General features: G+C 70.0%; 16 protein-coding genes and 1 pseudogene. 5 read left to right on the top strand and 12 right to left on the bottom strand.

The window, feature by feature from the left end:
* Positions 1–78: 78 nt before the first annotated feature.
* The 6 genes from ACFZB9_RS22575 to ACFZB9_RS22550 form a co-directional block, all read right to left on the bottom strand.
* The gene (locus ACFZB9_RS22575) at positions 79–1035 is read right to left on the bottom strand and encodes an amidohydrolase family protein (RefSeq protein WP_391449746.1); all 957 of its coding nucleotides are present in this window, start codon (positions 1033–1035) and stop codon (positions 79–81) included.
* A 92-nt stretch (positions 1036–1127) separates the two neighbouring features.
* Positions 1128–2342, bottom strand: a complete 1215-nt coding sequence (locus ACFZB9_RS22570) for an acyl-CoA dehydrogenase family protein (protein ID WP_391449744.1) — start codon at positions 2340–2342, stop codon at positions 1128–1130.
* A gap of 37 nt (positions 2343–2379) precedes the next feature.
* The gene (locus ACFZB9_RS22565; RefSeq protein WP_391449743.1) at positions 2380–2874 is read right to left on the bottom strand and encodes a flavin reductase family protein; all 495 of its coding nucleotides are present in this window, start codon (positions 2872–2874) and stop codon (positions 2380–2382) included.
* A 188-nt stretch (positions 2875–3062) separates the two neighbouring features.
* A complete protein-coding gene (locus ACFZB9_RS22560; RefSeq protein ID WP_391449741.1) occupies positions 3063–4406 on the bottom strand; it encodes a PucR family transcriptional regulator in 1344 nt (447 codons plus the stop codon).
* Between the two features lie 312 nt (positions 4407–4718).
* Complete coding sequence (locus ACFZB9_RS22555; RefSeq protein WP_391449739.1) at positions 4719–4856, bottom strand: hypothetical protein; 138 nt, start codon at positions 4854–4856, stop codon at positions 4719–4721.
* A 2-nt stretch (positions 4857–4858) separates the two neighbouring features.
* Entirely contained in the window at positions 4859–6493 is a 1635-nt protein-coding gene (locus ACFZB9_RS22550; protein ID WP_391449737.1) for a RiPP maturation radical SAM C-methyltransferase, read from the bottom strand.
* 513 nt (positions 6494–7006) lie between these two features.
* On the opposite strand from ACFZB9_RS22550, the gene ACFZB9_RS22545 reads away from it, so the two are divergent.
* Positions 7007–7291 carry a hypothetical protein gene (locus tag ACFZB9_RS22545; protein WP_391449735.1) on the top strand — a complete coding sequence of 95 codons (285 nt, stop codon included), beginning with the start codon at positions 7007–7009 and terminating at the stop codon, positions 7289–7291.
* On the opposite strand, the gene ACFZB9_RS22540 is transcribed toward ACFZB9_RS22545, so the two are convergent.
* Positions 7275–7550, bottom strand: coding sequence for a hypothetical protein (locus ACFZB9_RS22540; protein WP_391449977.1), 276 nt, complete (start codon positions 7548–7550; stop codon positions 7275–7277). The two genes, ACFZB9_RS22545 and ACFZB9_RS22540, sit on opposite strands and share 17 nt — an antisense overlap.
* 169 nt (positions 7551–7719) lie before the next feature.
* Here ACFZB9_RS22540 and ACFZB9_RS22535 point away from each other — a divergent pair.
* Positions 7720–7924, top strand: a pseudogene (locus ACFZB9_RS22535) (IS5/IS1182 family transposase); the annotation flags it as partial.
* 8 nt (positions 7925–7932) lie between these two features.
* Here the strand turns inward: ACFZB9_RS22535 and ACFZB9_RS22530 are convergent.
* Positions 7933–8628 carry a YbhB/YbcL family Raf kinase inhibitor-like protein gene (locus tag ACFZB9_RS22530; protein WP_391449734.1) on the bottom strand — a complete coding sequence of 232 codons (696 nt, stop codon included), beginning with the start codon at positions 8626–8628 and terminating at the stop codon, positions 7933–7935.
* A gap of 217 nt (positions 8629–8845) precedes the next feature.
* Complete coding sequence (locus tag ACFZB9_RS22525) at positions 8846–9766, bottom strand: LysR family transcriptional regulator (protein WP_391449732.1); 921 nt, start codon at positions 9764–9766, stop codon at positions 8846–8848.
* Between the two features lie 112 nt (positions 9767–9878).
* On the opposite strand from ACFZB9_RS22525, the gene ACFZB9_RS22520 reads away from it, so the two are divergent.
* On the top strand, positions 9879–10463 hold the full coding sequence (locus tag ACFZB9_RS22520) for a hypothetical protein (protein ID WP_391449730.1): 585 nt from the start codon (positions 9879–9881) through the stop codon (positions 10461–10463).
* Complete coding sequence (locus tag ACFZB9_RS22515; RefSeq protein ID WP_391449728.1) at positions 10460–10843, top strand: hypothetical protein; 384 nt, start codon at positions 10460–10462, stop codon at positions 10841–10843. The genes ACFZB9_RS22520 and ACFZB9_RS22515 overlap by 4 nt, the downstream gene beginning before the upstream one ends.
* Before the next feature lie 93 nt (positions 10844–10936).
* Here the strand turns inward: ACFZB9_RS22515 and ACFZB9_RS22510 are convergent, their stop codons facing one another.
* Together ACFZB9_RS22510 and ACFZB9_RS22505 are read right to left on the bottom strand one after the other, a co-directional pair.
* On the bottom strand, positions 10937–12328 hold the full coding sequence (locus tag ACFZB9_RS22510) for an MFS transporter (protein ID WP_391449727.1): 1392 nt from the start codon (positions 12326–12328) through the stop codon (positions 10937–10939).
* 156 nt (positions 12329–12484) lie between these two features.
* Positions 12485–13489 (bottom strand): hypothetical protein, encoded by a 1005-nt coding sequence (locus ACFZB9_RS22505; protein WP_391449725.1) that lies wholly within the window; start codon positions 13487–13489, stop codon positions 12485–12487.
* A gap of 39 nt (positions 13490–13528) precedes the next feature.
* Here ACFZB9_RS22505 and ACFZB9_RS22500 point away from each other — a divergent pair, with 39 nt between their 5' ends.
* Entirely contained in the window at positions 13529–14773 is a 1245-nt protein-coding gene (locus tag ACFZB9_RS22500) for an MFS transporter (protein WP_391449723.1), read from the top strand.
* A gap of 368 nt (positions 14774–15141) precedes the next feature.
* On the opposite strand, the gene ACFZB9_RS22495 is transcribed toward ACFZB9_RS22500, so the two are convergent.
* A complete protein-coding gene (locus ACFZB9_RS22495) occupies positions 15142–15351 on the bottom strand; it encodes a hypothetical protein (protein ID WP_391449975.1) in 210 nt (69 codons plus the stop codon).
* Positions 15352–15467 lie beyond the last annotated feature (116 nt).

Here is a 15467-nt window from a genome sequence, read left to right as displayed (position 1 = left end):
CAAGGCCGGTGGCGGACGGCGGGGTTGGGCTCCGCCCGGCCGGCCGTGACGGGAATGTGTGACACGGCCGGGGCGGGTTCAGCTGGACAGCCGGGGAAGCAGGGCCTCGGCGTTGCCGCGGTCGATGGCGGCGTGCCCAGCCGCGTCGATGCCGGGATAAGCGTCGAGCCCGGCGGTGAAGTAGCCGACCCCCGCGGTAGGGGCGAAGGGCCAGTCGGAGCCGAAAACCACGTGCCCGGGCCGGGCGAAGGCCAGCAGACCGGGCAGAGCGGTGGGGCTGCCCGACAGAGCGGTGTCGAACCAGAAACCGCGCAGCCCCTCCAGCACGGTCTCCTGGTTGAGTCCGGGCTCGAGTCCCGCCTGCGGGGTCACCAGATCGTTCGCGCCGATCAGGTTGGCGATGCGGTGCGCGGCATAGGGCAGGAAGCCGCCGGCGTGCGACAGGACCATCCGCACGTTCGGGTAGCGGCTCGGCGCGCCGTGCAGGACCAGGTTGATCGCGGCTCGAGTGGTGTCGAGCAGGAAGTCCGCGATGGCCGCGGCCACGCCGGGTACAGCCGGGCCGGGCAAGTCCGCGGGGTGGACGAGCACGAGCGCGCCGCGGCGGTCGAGTTCGGCCATCACCGGGTCGAAGGCGGGGTCGCCCAGGTAGGTGCCCCGGTGGTTGGCCAGCAGGATCACCCCGTCGGCCCGCAGGTCGTCGTAGGCATGAGCGATGGCGGCGAGGGCGCCGTCCACATCGGGCAGCGGCAGTGTCGCGAACATGCCGAACCGGTCGGGCCGATCCTTGACCAGCTCGGCCTGGATGTCGTTGACCTGTTCGGTGAGCCGCCGCGCGGCGGCGTCGTCGCCGAAGTGTGTGCCCGGTGTCGAGAGCGACAACACCCCCGTCGCAATGGCGTGTTCGTCCATCATCGCCAGCGCACCCGACGGGCTCCAGCCGGGCAGCGCGTGTCCGATTCCGGCTGAGGCGAACGCCTCGGTGTACTCCCGGGGCACGAGATGCTGGTGCAGATCGATCCGGCCTGTCGTCACGAACGGTCGCCTCCTCGGGTAAGCGTCCGGGAAAGGGGCGTACGGGCCGCCTTCCCGGACAGTCGGGTCCTGTTGCCGTCGGCGAGGACTGTCTACACCATCACGGACACCGTGCCCCGGATGCCGAACAGCGACTTGCCGTAGATCTCGGCGGCCACGTCGGGGTTGAGGACGGCGTGCCGGCTCCCGGTCTCGATGTCGCGCCAGATGCGCTGCAGCGGGTTGGACTCGCCGAAGCTCGAAGCCCCCTGGGCCGAGCACACGATGCGGACCGCCTCGCGAGCGTGGACCGCCGCCATTCCCGCGTCCATCCGCATCCGTGCCCGGGCGTCGTAATCGAGGAACACCCCGGCCCGCGCGGCCTCGTCGATGTCAGCGGCCGCGCGGTAGGCGTGCAGCAGGGCGGAGTCGGCGAGCGACGCCGCGTTCGCGGCGGCGAGTTGGATGGTGGGGGCCTCGGCCTGGGAGGCGTAGCCCGTCAGGGTCAACCCCCGCTGCGGGGCCTTCTCGATCAGGAGATCGACAGCAGCCGCGGCCAGCCCGAGCTGGGGCCCGGTCAACACGAGCGCGGCGACCGGCACGAACGGTGCCCGGTAGAGCGCCTCGTCGGTGAAGGGTGTGGCGTAGCGGCCCTCGACGGCGTCGGGGACGGAGTGGAAGCGGTGCGCGGGCACGAAGAGGTCCTCACCGACGAGCGTGTTCGACGCGGTCCCGCGCATGCCCGCCACGAACCAGGTGTCCTCGACGGTCAGTTCCGACATCGGCGCGAGCACCATGCCGACGGCGTCCGACGTGCCCTCGGCGGCCGGCCGGGTGACCCCGAGGACCGCCCAGTCGGCGTGGGCGCACCCGGAGGCGGGGGCCCAGCGCCCGCTCACCCGGTACCCGCCCTCGACCACGCGCGCGGTACCCGAGGGGGTCACGACGCCGGCGACTCGGGCGTGCGGGGTGTGGGCCCAGACGTCGTCCTGGGCCTGGGCGGGGAAGAGCCCGACGAACCACGCATTGGCGTTGAGCAGCGAGGTCAACCAGCCGGTGGAGCCGCAGGCGCGCCCGACCTCGCGGCCGACCTCCAGCAGGGTGCGGAAGTCGCTCTGCCGACCGCCGTAACGGGCGGGCTGCAGCAGCGACAGCAGGCCGGCGTCGGCCAGGGCGTCGATGTTCTTCGCGGGCACAGCGCGCTCGCGGTCGGTCAGCTCGGCGTTGTCGGCGAGCACCGGTCGCAGTGCGGCGGCGCGCTCGACGAGGTCGGCCCGCAGCTCGCGTGCGGCGTCGGTGGTGCGGGGGCCATCCATGATGATGTTCATCGTCGTCACTCCCGTGTCGGGGTTGTCGGGGTACGGGTCAGCTCGCGACGGCGAGCGGGGCGTGCGTGCCGAAGACCCGGAGCGCGTAGGTCAGCGGGGCCGTGCCGGTCGGCTCGGCTTCCTCGACGCCCACGACGAGCAGGACGTGGTCGCCGCCGTCCACGTGGCGCTCCACGCGCCCCGCCATCCAGCCGGCCGACTCGGGCAGGTAGGGAAGTCCGGAACGGACGGTCCAGCTGACGCCGTCGAACTTCAGGCCCGGTCCCCGGCTCGGACGGGCGAACGTCGACGCCAGCTCCCGCTGGTCGGCGCCGAGGATGTTCACCCCCACCCGGTCACCCGGCTGAAGGTGGGTCAGCAGCCCCGAGGCGCGGTCCAGGGCGAAGTTCACCAGCGGAGGGTCCAGCGAGAGCGAGGCGAAACTCGACACGGTGCTGCCGTGCGGTCGCCCGTCGGCGGTCATCGCCGTCACCACGGTGACCGGGGCGCACACCCCGCTCATCAGCTCGACGAAGGTCTCTCGGTCGATCATCGTGTGCCTCCTGGAGTACTCGAGTCCGTGTGTCGGGACGCGTGGCCTGGTGCCTCGTCGCGTCCGACACCACGAAGTAAACTCAAGCTCCCGGGGCGGCCGCTTGCTCTGCGGGCCCAGAATCCCGGTCCCCTGTTGGTCTGTCAGGTCGGTCCGGGTCGGTCCGGGTCACGACCGGCACGGCGGGCTCACCACTCGACGTCGCGCGGCAGGAGGACGGCGTCCCCCAGTTCCTCGGCGAGCGCCAGGGCGGTGTGGAGGGCGAAGCGGCGGTCGTCGAGGTCGTGTCCCAGCACCTCCTGGGCTCGCTTCACGCGGTAGGTCACGGTTCCCCTGGCCACGTGCAGGTTTCGGGCGACTTCCGCCAGGCTGCGCTCGGCGCCGATGTACTGGTACAGCGTGGTCCGCAGTGCCTCCATCGGTGCGGTGCGGGCGGCGAGCCCACCGAGTTCACGTCGCACGAAGTCACCGGCGGCGTCGAGATCGGTGGCCAACAGCGCGATCGCGGCGACGTCGGCGTAGGCGGTCGCGGGCCTCGGAACCCGTCCGGCCTCGCGCCGCAGCCGCTCGACCCGCTCCCCGCGCTCGGCCTCACCGTGCGAGCGGCGGAAGCCCGCGACACCGGCGCCCGGGGTCCCGAAGGCCGCCTGCACCTGCTGCCGGGACAGTGCCTGCGCGACGGTCTGCCACGAACCGGTGCGGCGCGTGCCGTCCGGAGGCACGATGCCCCACGCCCACAACCGCCCCGAGGCCACGGGGACGACCAGCGTCGTGGTGGCATCCCGGGCCCGGAGCGCCTCGATCGCCGCCGCCTGCAGCGTGGAGCTCTTGTTCGGCGAGTCCGACCACACCACCACCGCCTCGTGGGTCCGCCGCAGGTCGTAGCCGAGGGCACGCGACGCCTCGCCGACATCCGCCGTCGTGGCATCACTCAGCAGGGACCGCACGATGTCGGCCCGTGCCGCGGCCGCGCTGGTGCTCCACACTTCGTGCTCCACGAGGTACGTGCGGATCATGACGTCGGACAATTCGTCGACGTAGGAGAACAACTCGCGGGAGACCGCCGTGAGCTCATCGACGGCCGCCTCCGGGGCGACCGACTCGGCGCAGGCCCGCAGGAACGCCTCGGCCGTTGCCGCGTGCCCGATCCGCACGCCGTGCAGCACCTGTTCGAGCGGCACGGCCCGGTGAACGAACTCGCGGATGCCCGCCAAGGTCGCCTCACCGATGGGCGGGGCGACGGCGGGGCCGTCCACCAGGGTGAACAGCGCCCGCAGGGTGGTCGCTTCATTGCCTCGGCGGAGCATCTCGACCCCGGCCGGGCTACCGCCGAGGGCCGGCACCTCGCCGACGATCCGCCGCACGACCAGGGAACTCAGTTCGATCGCCCAGAGCACGGGGTCCGCACCCACGCGCGCGACGGCGTCCTCGACGATCGCGCGAGGAGATGCCGCGCGGGTGATGTCGACCTCACCCCGCGGGCCCAACTGCGCGATCCAGGCCCGCCGCAGCCGCCGGACAGTCTCGGTCATCGTGCCCTCCCTCGGGTTACCATGCCGTGACGCCGAGGGGCTGATCAACCGCAGGTTACCGAACACATCGTTCGGTAAATCCGAACGATGTGACAGAATAGGGCAGTTGCTCGTCGTGGTTCGATCACCACGAGGTGACGGGAGCGCAGCGGTGAACCTGCGTCAGATGGAGTGCTTCCTCGCCGTCGCCCGCACCCCGCAGCTGGGACAGCTGATCCTGCCGAAACCGGTCGACGCCTGGCCCGGTGCCGCCGCGGACGAGGCGGCCGACGCGGTCCGGGGCCGGTGGCGGCCAGCAGTGCCCGTGAGCGGTCATGGTGCGGGAACGGCCTCCAGGACGCAGAAGCCGGTGGGACCGGTGACCGCCCGGGTCAGCACGAACCCGGCGTCCGTCAGCAGGGACGCGTACTCGTCCCGGCTGCGCTCCTGGCTGCCGAACAGCACCAGCATGGTCAGGTCCCGGATCGCGGCGTTGAGCAGGTCGGTGGTGTCCGTGACACGTTCGATGACGAGCAGCCGGCCCGTCGTGCCGAGTAGTTCTGACGCCACGTCACGATCGCCGCGCGCAGGCGGACGGCCGTCGGCTCCTGGACGCCCACGGCCGGCGAGTCGAACTGGTAGACGATGTCCTGGAGTTCGACCTCGGGCAGGTCGTACACATGGCCGTACAGGGCGGCCGGGCGGCGCTCCGGGAACCCGAGTTCCGGGCGCTCGAAGTAGGGGCTGTAGCGCTCCAGCAGGATGCGGACGCGGCCCGCCGGCGGCTGGAGGTGCGACAGGGCGGGCAACTGGTCGAGGACCGCCGCGTAGTCGCCCTCCCGCTCGCCGGGGAAGCCGTACAGGTAGTTCCAGTCGACGGTCACGTCGTGCTCCTCGCAGCTGCGGAGGAGTCGGATGTTCTGGGTGGCGTGCACCCCCTTGTCCATGATCTTCAGCACGTCCGAGCTGAGGTTCTCGATGCCCGGCTGGATGTGGACCAGGCCCGCGGCGCGGAGCTTGGCGACATCCTCCTCCCCGAGATTCGACTTGACTTCGTAGTAGAAGTTCACGTCGATGTCCGCTGCGGCCAGTTCGGGCAGGAGCGTCCGCAGGTACGCCATGTCGAGGATGTTGTCGACCGCCACGATGTCGAGGATGCGATGGCGTTCCACGAGATCCTGCAGATGGCGGCGAGCCTGCTCCGGTGGACGGGAGCGGAATTTCATCGTCAGTCCGTTGAGCCCGCAGAAGGTGCAGGTGTGCTTCTCCCCCCACCAGCAGCCCCGCGCCGCCTCGTACAGCAGGGTCGGCTTGATGAACGATCTGACCGGGCTCTTCTCCAGTTCGCTGAAGTAGTCACCGAATTCAGGACAGGGCACGTCGCGCATCGCGAGCAGCGGACCGGGCGGGTTCGTCACCGTGGCCCCGTCCTTCGAGGTCCAGGACAGGCCGTGGACCTCCTGCGCCGGGAGTTCGCCGTCGAGATGGTCGATGAAATCCACGTAGGACTGCTCGGCCTCACCGCTGATGACGTAATCCACGAAAGGGAAGTTCCGCTGCAGCGCCGGCCCCATCGGTGCATCGCAGTTCCCGCCGCCGAGCAGGATCGGGATGTGCGGGGCAATTTCCTTGATGGCCTTGGCCATGGCGAGCGAAGGAACATTCTGCTGGAAGGTGCTGCTGAACCCGATGACGTCCGGCTCCTCGGCGACGAGCTCCCGCGCCAGTGCGGTGACGAAATCCGCGGCATGCCGGGCCATCGCCTCGGACTTTCCCGGATTCACGCCGTGCTCCGCCAGATAGGCGCGAAAACGATCCCGCCGCCAGTGCGGCGTCCCGTACAGCGCGGAGGTGAATACCCAGTCGCCCATGCCGTGCCAGACGCCTATGTTCGCGACGTAGTCGTAGTCGTCCGGCGTGATGGCGCCATCGCTGACTTCATAGAGGTGTTCGGCCCAGCGCAGGTTCAAGAAGTGCGAGCGCACGTCGTGCCGACTGCGGCATTTGTCCGTCTGGACCTGGAGGATGCCGAGCGGCAGGGAAGGTGTCGCCAGAAGGTGCCACGGCATGGAGACGAGCGCAATCCGCATTTTCTCGATTTCTTTCAAGAAAGGATCGGCAGGTGTCGGTGGATATGGCCGGCTATCATGCGTTGCCGCACTGCGGATCCCGGCAGGTTCGTGGCCCGCCGGGCTCGTAGGCGGCTTCGCCAGACTTTGGTTCACGACCGGGGGTGTGCGCAAGGGGTCGTACCGGAAAACATAGGATTTCCACGAGAAGGAAAACGGAACAGGTCCGTGCAATACAGGAATTCATGGTATTGCATACGCAGCAGGGCAATTGAGCCGGCCTGACGGTCACTCACGGCAGCGAGCCGGTCATCGCCCTGGTGGAAGCGCCGGGCGAACTGGACATGTACCGGCACAGCTGGGAACCCCTGCAAGAACTGATGCGCGGCTGTGGACTGGATTTTCGTCTGGTCGAGCTCCCCGACGTCCGCGTCCGCGACGGCGGCCTGTTCCTCACCTGCGAGCCGGACACGCCGCGCGTCGACGTACGCGCGGTCCCATCGGGACGAGCTGCTCCTCAAACCCAACGGCGGCAACGGCGGAACCGGTGTCGTGGCCGGCTGGCAGGTGTCGGACGAGGTCTGGACCACCGCACTGGCCTCGGGGCGCCGGGCCGGGGCCGTCATCCAGCGCCGGGTGGTCCCGCGCACCGAACCGGTCGTCGATCCCCTCAGTGGAAAGGTCACCGACTGGCACGCGGTGTGGGGGATGTTCATCACTCCGACCGGCCGAGCAGGCTGCTACGGACGGGCACTGCCCGCCGAGGCGGCCGCGGTCATCGGCATCGGCGCCAGCCCCGAAACACGCACCGCGGCGGTCTTCACCGTTGCGGACTGACGTCGGCGCCCCGGCGGCCAGGGCGGTGCTCCCCCATCCCGCTCGCATCGCGTACCTCGAACGAGCCACCCCTCCAACGGATCGGCTGCGGGACGAAGCCGCGGTCGACCGGGTTGCGCTCGACAGTCTCCACCGCGATGCCCAGGCCGGCGCCATGATCGACCACGGTCTTCTCGAACCCCTGGTCCGTGTTCGAACGGGCGCCTGACGCCGCGCAGGACATCCTGCGGCCGGCCATCGAGCGCGTTCCGCCGGACATCCGGCGGGTCATGCCGTCCGTCGCCGCCGCCGCGCCTTGGGAGTACGCGCAGATCGCGGCAGGCCACCGGGTTCCCGTCCACGTCGACGGGATCCCGTTCGCCACGACACCGCCACGGCGGATCGCCCGTGTCGGGGTTGTCATCACCGCCGCCGACGAAGGCGGTCAACCGAGCCAGGCCGGCCAGCGGTGGCGCATCGAGCGCACCCACGCCTGGCAGAACGCCTTCCACCGGCTCGCCCGCTGCTACGAGCGCCGCGCCACCGTCATCGACGCCTTCTTCGACCTCGCGGACACGATCATCACCGTCCGAATCCTGATCGCCGGGCGTGGACGACCACCGCTGGGACAACCGACCGAACCGCCGCCCGTGAGCACACGCCTATCTGTGCGAGCTCTCAATGGCGGTGGGGCAGATGATCGTGGCGCGGGCGATGGTGTGGCTGTCGATCTCGAAGTTGAACAGGGCACCGCTGGTGGTTGCGCCGAGTCCGGTGCTGGACTCGTCCAGGGCGGTGACGGTGATGTAGTAGTCGTGGATGCCGGAGCCGGCGGGCGGGGCGCCGCCGATGTAGCGGGCCGTGCCCGCGTCCCCGTCGAGCTGGATCGCTCCGGCTGGCAGGGTGGTGGAGCCCGGTGCGCCCGCATTCTCCGGCAGGGAGGTGGCGGTGGCCGGGATGTCCGCCACGATCCAGTGCCAGAAGCCGCTCCCGGTCGGCGCCTCCGGGTCGTACATCGAGACCACGAAGCTCTTGGTCGTCTTGGGGAAGCCGGACCACGACAGTTCCGGGGAGATGTCGCGGCCGCCGGGCACCCCGAAGACCCCCGAGAGCTGCGCGAGCGGGAGCGGATGCCCGTTGCGCACAGTGGTGCTGACCGCCTTGAAGGAAGGCACCTTCGGCAGGAACTCGTAGGGGTTCGGGACGCTGTGGTGGTGCGACTGCTCCTGAGTCTGGGCCGAGGTGGAGGCGGCGGTACTGCTGGCCGCGGCGCTGCCCACACTGGCGCAGTAGGCGGTGCCCGCACCGATCCCGAGTGCCGCGGTGACCAGGGCCACCCTCAGCTTGCTGACCTTCATCGGCGTGTTCCTTCCCGAGGATGCGCAAGGCCGTCAGCCGACGGCCCAACGCCGTCAACTTGGTCGGCTTTGCCCGCGTCTGCGGCTTGAGAAGGATCGTTCCTGACTCCATGTCATATGTCCAACAAGTGGATTGAATCCTCTCCATAACCTGAATGCATGGACAGGTCGGCGCCCCCGAGTGCGCTGGTCGGCTGGTCAGCTGGTGCAGCACCCGCTACGCCGGCAGCGCTCCGAGCCGTTCGGTGATGTGGGTCGGGGTGACCAGGGTCTCGACGGAGATCGCGGAGACGAACGCCGCGGTGATCGGGTCCGGGCGTACCCGGGTGTAGACCGCGAGCGGGCGCAGCACGGGCGGGTCGGGGCGCAGGAGGATGCCGTCGAAGTGCGGGGGGACGATGTTGCCGGGCAGCAGGGCGAGGCCGATCCCGGCGCGGGCCAGGCTGAGTGCGGACGGGCTCTGTTCGGTGCGCACGGAGAGCTTGGGGATGAAGCCGGCCTGTTCGCAGGTCCGGTTGAGGATGTCGGACAGGCCACTGCGCGCGGTGTAGTGCACCCATTCCTGCTCGGCGAGGTCGGAGAACGGGACGCGCGCGCCGTCGGGGTAGGGCAGCTGGTCGGGGGCCGCGGCGATGACGAACTCCTCGTCGCCGATTATCCGGCAGGGGCCCTCCCAGGCGGGCGGGGTGGGGCCGACCGCGACATCGGCCCGGCCCGCTTCCATGGCCGCGACCAGTTCGTCAGCGTGGGGGAACTCGACGAGGTGGACCTGGAGTTCGGGGTAGCTGCGCCGCCAGGTGCGCAGTGCTCCGGGCAGGACTCCGGTGCTGATCGAGTAGAGGGTGCCCACGTGCAGTTCGCCGGTCTCCACTCCGGAGGCCCGGCGCGCCGCGCTGGAGGCGCGCTGTGCGTGGGCCAGGCTGGCCCGGGCGTGCGGCAGGGCGGTGCGGCCGGCCGGGGTGAGGCGGACTTTGCGAGGCAGGCGTTCGAGCAGCGGGCCGCCGAGTTCACGCTCCAGGGCTTGGATCTGGTGGGACAGGCCCGGCTGGCTCACGCAGAGCAGTTCGGCCGCGCGGGTGAAGGAGCCCTCGTCGACGACGGTGATGAAGTACTCGAGTTGGCGCAAGGAAATTGCCATGCACAAAATCTATCACTCTGAGAACTTCTATTTGTTGGACATATGGTTTGGGGTCGCAGGAGGATAAAAGCCACGCCACCAGAGCGGTGGCGGTCGAGCAGGAGGTGCAGCCATGTCCGACCCACGCGTCCTGTGCCTGCACGGCTACCACGGCAGCGGAGCGATCCTGCGCGACCAGATGAAATCGCTCACCGGCTCCCTGCCCGCCGACATCGAGTTCGTCTACGTGAACGCACCCTCCCTGGCCACCGGAGACTTCGGCTGGTGGCATGAGGGCTTCGACGGCTGGGAACACACCCGCGACTGGGCGATCGACCTGGTGTGCGCCGGACCCCGGTTCGACGGGATCTTCGGCTTCAGCCAAGGCGCGGCCCTGGCCGGACTACTCACCGCGATCCAGGAGAGCGGGAGCGCCCCACCCGAATTCCACTTCGATTTCGCCGTCATGGTCGGCGGATTCACCAGCGACCTGCCGCAACACACGGACCTGCTACGGCACAAGCTCACCACCCCCTCCGCCCACGTGATCGGCCGCGGTGACGTGATCGTGCCCCGCAAGGACTCGCTGCGCCTGGCCGACCGGTTCGCCAACCCGCTGATCATCGAACACCCCGGCGGCCACATCGTCCCCGACCACCGCGCGGCGGCCGGACCCATCGCCGACTTCATCGCCGCGCAGAAGGAGGCAGCGCCATGAGCAACCCAGCGAACCGCCGGGCCCCAGCCGGCCCGGCGATGGACCTCGTGCCCACACCTGTCGGCACCGCGGGAATCACCTGGCACCGCGCGCCCGGCCCAGTGCGCGCCGTGGCGCTGCTCGGTCACGGTACGGCCACCGGAGTGGAGGCCGCGGACCTGCAAGCACTCGCCGCCACCTTGCCCGGCCACGGGATCAGCGTCGCCCTGGTCACCCAGCCGTACCGCATGAACCGCACGCGCACCGGTTCCGACGAGGCCTCGCTCGACGCCGCGTGGAGGGCCGTGTGGCCATACGCGGCAGATCTGGGCGTCCCGGTGTTCTCCGGCGGCCGCAGCGCCGGGTCACAAGTGGCGTGCCGCACCGACCCGAGACACTGAGCGAGGCCGAACAGCTCCAACTCAAGAACGCTCTGGCCCGGTGCCCCGAACTGGAAGCCCTCACCCAGCACGTCCGATCCTTCGCCGTCATGCTCACCGAACGTCAGGGCGAGCGCCTGCCCGAGTGGCTCGCCGCTGTCCGAAAGGACGACCTGGTTTCACCGGGACGAGACCGGCGCCGCCTACCTCACCCTCGACCGCAGCCCCGTCCTGCTGCCTCCCAGCCCACCGCACGACGTATGGGATCACCTGCCCGACCGCGACGAAGACCCCGCCCATCAGGAACCAGCCGGGCGCGCCCCAGGTGATGCAGAGGAAGCCCAACAGGGAGGGTGCGGCGACGCCTGCCACGCCGCGGCCGAACCCGAAGACACCCGAATACTGCCCCTGTGCGTGGGCCGGCGCGAGGTTGTAGCGCAGTTCGAACGAGCCTACCGACTGCAGGATTTCGCCGATCGTGTGCACGCCGACCCCGAGCAGGATCATCAGCGCCGCCAGCCACCCGGGCACCCCGGCCGCCAGGCCGATCAGGGTCATCCCGGCCAGGAACGCCCAGCCCGAGCGGCGCCAGGCCTGCGCGGCGGAGGCGTTGCTGTCGACCCCGCGACTCGCCCTGACCTGCAGGGCCACCACCATAAAGGTGCTGGCCAGCGCGCTCGTCCCGACGAACCAGCGCGGCGCGTTGGTGTGCTGGACGATCCACAGCGGCAGCGCGAAGAGCTGCACGTCGCCCTGGAGCGACATGACGCCGTCGAGCGCGGTGACCACGACGTAGGAGTAGTCCTTGAGCGCGATCCACCGACCGGTCCCCGGCGGCGGCGGGACGGGCGGCAGCGAGGGTAGCCGGCTGACGATGACCGCAGTCGCCACAAAGCTGAGTGCATTGCCCAGTACCAGGCACAAGTAGGCTGCGTGTGTGTCCAGTTGGACGACCAGTGCGGCAAGCCCAGCCCCGATGCTGGCGGCCAGGTTGACGGCCGCACGCAGATAGGCCCGGAACTTGGCGGGCTTCTCGCCCGCAAGCGCACGCACCAGCGGTCCCCGGGCCGCCGAACTGGCCGAACCCGCCAGTTCGGTGAGGCAGACCACCACCACGAAGAGCCAGAACGAGTGCACCAGCACCATCGCCGCCATCGCCGCGGCCTGGACGATCAGCGTCAGCCGGTACACCTCGCGCGGCCCGCGCCGGTCGGCCAACCGCCCGACCGGAATCCCGGAGAGCAGCCCGACCAACCCGCCAATCCCCAGCCCGAGCCCGACCTGCGCCACCGGCAGCCCGACCGACCGGGTGTAGAACAGCGCGGCACTCAGCATGAAGACGCCGCTGCCCACCATGTTGACGAAACTCGCGGCCGCGAGCGTCCGCCTCGGCCCCCGTTCGAGCACTATCCCCCGCGAGACCAGCCAGGACTCCGCGCGGAACGTTGTTGTCGCCATTTCCAAGGCCTCAGACCGCCATTCCCACTCAAGGTTTCCGCAGCTCACCACCACTGCCGACCTCGGAGTATGGGGTCGCGATCAACACCTGGAAAAGGCCCCGACGGCGGGGGGAAAGTCACAAGCCGAACGGGAACGAAGGCGCCACCGTGCCCCGTTGGACACTATGTAACGTCGCCTCAGAAGAGGCGGTGATTCCGGGATTTACCGGGTGATATCCACCCCGAGTTGCTCCCTGTCGCGACCTTGGGGCGCGGGTGTCGGCCTTCGGCCTTGGGCGTGAACGAGCACAGGGCCGCCGACATCCTTCGACAGACTGGTGCTCCAGCGCAGCCCCTGCAAGGCCGTGGCAAGGCAACTCCTGCATCCGGGGCGCTGCCTCCCGACCGGGGAATAGCGCACGCTTGGAACACCGTCCCTTCCCCAGTCCGCTACGACGTCCACGCGATCGGCGAGATGAACCGCCGGATCGACCTCGTCCGTTATCAGCGTTTCGAGGGGGACATGCTGGCCCTGGAACTGCACGCCGCGGTGTCCAGCGGTCCAACTACGCTGGCAAGGAGCGATGTTGACGGGGCCAGCCGTGCCGTCAGCGGCCCTGGGCGCAAGACTGCCCGTGAGGCGATCGAGCGTGCTTCGCTGGCCCTGCAGGAGTTGTACGCCGATCTCGACGCTCGCCTGCTCGCCCTGGGCGATGGCCACGGTGTCGAGCTCCGGCAGTACATCGCCTACCGGCACAGGTCCAACCGCGCTTGCCGGGCGATCGGCTGCCGCAGCGGCCCGCTGGGCCATCTCGCGGGCGGGCTCGATGCGCTGGGCCCGGGTCAGCAGGGTCGGCCACTGCTCGACGGGGACGGTGCCGCCGATCAGCTCCAGCATCATCACCCGGTGGGTCGGCAGCAGCTGGTAGTACAGCTCGGCCGCCGGGATCTGCAGAGCGAAACCACCCTGGACCATCGACGCCGCGAACAAGCTGTTCGGGCTGTGATCGCCGGCCGGATCCCAGCTCGGCGCGTACGACCCGAATCGCCGGTTCCGCCAGACCCTCTTACCGACCGCAGAAGCTCGGATACTGGCTCTGAACTGCGACGACACATAGGCTACAGGTCCGTGACATTGGATCACCACAGTCCTTCGTCCCTTGCGCCAGAAAATCTTCGAGAAGGCGGCGAGACGAGCGTCGCTCGACAACTGCTGATGGCCCGTCACTAGCCCTCGACCAACTTGAGGGTCCTATGGTCAGCGGCCATGGCATCACTTGGCACCACGGAGTCCGTTGTTACTCCTCCCTCGCGACCAGTTCTCCCCCGGTCGTATCTGTTTTGGCTCGCGGGGACCCGAGCGTCTCAGGTCGGTGACGCAGCCCTCTACTTCGCTCTCGGCTGGGCGGCCAGTGCCCACGGCGGTCAGATGGCCGCGATGGTGCTGACCGCGATCACGCTGCCGCGGACCATGCTCCTGTTGCTCGGCGGGGCAGTAGGTGACCGCTTCGGTGCCCGCCGCGTGATGATCACCGGCGATGTGGCGATGCTTGCAGCTGTACTCGCCCTGGCCGTGGCGGCCCGGACCTGGGGAACGCCGCCATGGATGCTGCTCGGGTTCGCTGCTGTGGTCGGGACCGTCGATGCGTTCTATCTTCCGGCGACGGGATCCATGCCGCGCCGCCTGGTGAGCAAGGAACAACTGCCCCGGGCGATGGCCCTGCGACAGGCCGGTGGCCAGGTGGCCTCACTGCTCGGCGCCCCGCTGGGGGCGGTGCTGGTGGCGATGGCGGGCCTGAGCTGGACGGCCCTGGTCGACGCGGGAAGCTTCGCTGCCGTCCTGGCCGTCATGGTGTGGGTGCGCCCGGCGGCCGAGACGGAGCGGCCCCCTCGCGCGGAGCGCCTGCTTGCGGGGATCGCCGACGGGGTGAAGCTCGCGGCGACGGATCCCGTCCTTCGACCCGCACTGCTGCTGACGGCAGCGGCTGCGGCGGGACTGCTGCCGGCAGTTGCCCTGCTCAGCCCGTTGCTGGCCCGTTCCAACGGCTGGGGGCCCGGATCGGCGGGCCTGGTCGCCGCGGGGCAGGGTGCCGGGATACTCCTGGCCGCGCTGCTGGCTGCTCGCCTGGGTCCTATGCGCCGGATCGGCATGGGCACGAGCCTGGGCCTGGCGGTCGCCGCGGTGGGACTCGCCGGACTCGCGGCGGCTCCAGCCCCTGCCGCAGCCATTGCCGCGGCAGTGGTCATTGGTGCGGGATCGGGCATGTTCGCGTGTCACGTTGGCCCGCTGGTCCTGGCCGGCGCCCCGGACACACACTTGTCCCGGGTCCAGTCCCTGCTGACGCTCGTGCAGAGCTTGGCGCTGGTGGTGGCAAACAACGTGCTGGGCTGGCTCGCGAACACGGACGGTGCCAGGAGCGCGATCGTTCTGTGCGCTGTCCTCGGCAGCGTGGCCGGAGTCACCGGTTTGGCCTCGACGCCACTGCGGGGTCTGCGTCAGGGCGGGTCATAGAACGGGCGTCGGCGACCGGGCCGGTGTTTCCCTCCCCGGTGCCGGGGAGGGAAACACCGGGACTCGCCGCTGGTGGCTCCGGCGCGGGGCTGTGTGTCGGCGGGACCGCTTCACTGCTCGGCAGGGTGGCCCTCATCCCCCGCCCCACAGCGGGACGGTCGCCGCTTCGCGCCAACCAGCGCAACCAGGCTGCTGCGCTGCGCGGCCCCGGTTGAAGGAACAGAGACCTGCGGCTTGGGCAAGGCCTGACGGCCTTGCTGCGGAGGCGGGGGCGCGACGCCGCGCGCCGCGCGCGATCAGGCCGCCGGCCGCATCGCCCGGATCGGCCGGATTGACCGCATCGGCCGAGGAGTCTGCGACTCGGGTCACTATGCGACGCTGGGCCACACGGTCCCGGCGGCGTTGGCCGGGCTGACCCCGGCGCTCACGTGCACCGCGTGGATGAAGGGGTGCGGGCCCGCCTCGGCGTGCCGGGACCCGTGGCCGGCATTCGCTGCGCCCACTGCGAGGACTGCCGCCGCCGCGAGGCAGGCAGCGGCGATGGCGTTGGTGAACCCACCAGCCCGTCCAGATTCCATGATCATTCCTGTCGTGTTCATGACTTGCCGCTGTGGCAAGCACAACTGACGCGAATTCAAACATCCGCGCCCTGCCCCGGCCAAGCCTCCTGGGCTCATGACGGGGTCTACCGTTG

The sequence above is a fragment of the Kitasatospora sp. NPDC008050 genome (assembly GCF_042957465.1).
GTDB lineage: Bacteria > Actinomycetota > Actinomycetes > Streptomycetales > Streptomycetaceae > Kitasatospora.
Note: the sequence above shows the minus strand (reverse complement) of the source record. Positions and strands in the feature narration are given on the sequence as shown.